1 protein-coding gene is annotated in these 1,147 nt (G+C 63.9%); it reads right to left on the reverse strand.

Annotation, left to right across the window (positions count from 1 at the left end):
* A partial coding sequence (locus tag ACHBTE_RS35690) for a cbb3-type cytochrome c oxidase subunit I (RefSeq protein WP_394729921.1) occupies positions 1–1,147 on the reverse strand: 1,147 nt, incomplete at both ends.

Raw genomic sequence — 1,147 nt, forward strand, 5'->3', positions numbered from 1 at the left:
CGCCCAGCCAGTGCTGGACGAGGAAGGTGCCGTGGAAGCCGATGAACAGCGTCCAGAAGGTCATCTTGCCCAGGCGTTCGTCGAGCATCTTGCCGGTGAACTTCGGCCACCAGAAGTGGAAGCCGGAGAACATCGCGAAGACGACCGTTCCGAAGACGACGTAGTGGAAGTGGGCCACCACGAAGTACGAGTCGGAGATGTGGAAGTCCAGCGGCGGCGAGGCCAGGATGACACCGGTCAGACCACCGAAGGTGAAGGTGATCAGGAAGCCCGTCGCCCACAGCATCGGTGTCTCGAAGGACAGCGAGCCCTTCCACATGGTGCCGATCCAGTTGAAGAACTTCACACCGGTGGGTACGGCGATCAGGAACGTCATGAAGGCGAAGAACGGCAGCAGCACACCGCCGGTGACGTACATGTGGTGCGCCCACACCGTCACGGACAGGCCCGCGATGGCGATGGTCGCCGCGATCAGACCCATGTAGCCGAACATCGGCTTGCGGGAGAAGACCGGGATGACCTCGCTGATGATGCCGAAGAACGGCAGCGCGATGATGTACACCTCGGGGTGGCCGAAGAACCAGAACAGGTGCTGCCACAGCAGGGCTCCGCCGTTGGCGGAGTCGAAGATGTGGGCCCCGAACTTGCGGTCCGCCTCCAGGGCGAACAGCGCGGCGGCCAGCACCGGGAAGGCCAGCAGGACCAGCACACCGGTCAGCAGCACGTTCCAGGTGAAGATCGGCATGCGGAACATGGTCATGCCCGGCGCGCGCATGCAGATGATCGTGGTGATGAAGTTGACCGAGCCGAGGATGGTGCCGAAGCCGGAGAAGGCCAGACCCATGATCCACATGTCGGCGCCGATGCCCGGGCTGCGGACCGCGTCGGACAGCGGGGAGTAGGCGAACCAGCCGAAGTCGGCCGCGCCGTCCGGGGTGAGGAAGCCACCGACCGCGATGAGCGAGCCGAACAGGTACAGCCAGTAGGCGAACATGTTCAGCCGGGGGAAGGCCACGTCCGGCGCGCCGATCTGCAGCGGCATGATCCAGTTCGCGAAGCCCGCGAACAGCGGCGTCGCGAACATCAGCAGCATGATCGTGCCGTGCATCGTGAACGCCTGGTTGAACTGCTCGTTCGACATGATCTG

The organism is Streptomyces sp. M41 (assembly GCF_043673425.1).
GTDB lineage: Bacteria > Actinomycetota > Actinomycetes > Streptomycetales > Streptomycetaceae > Streptomyces.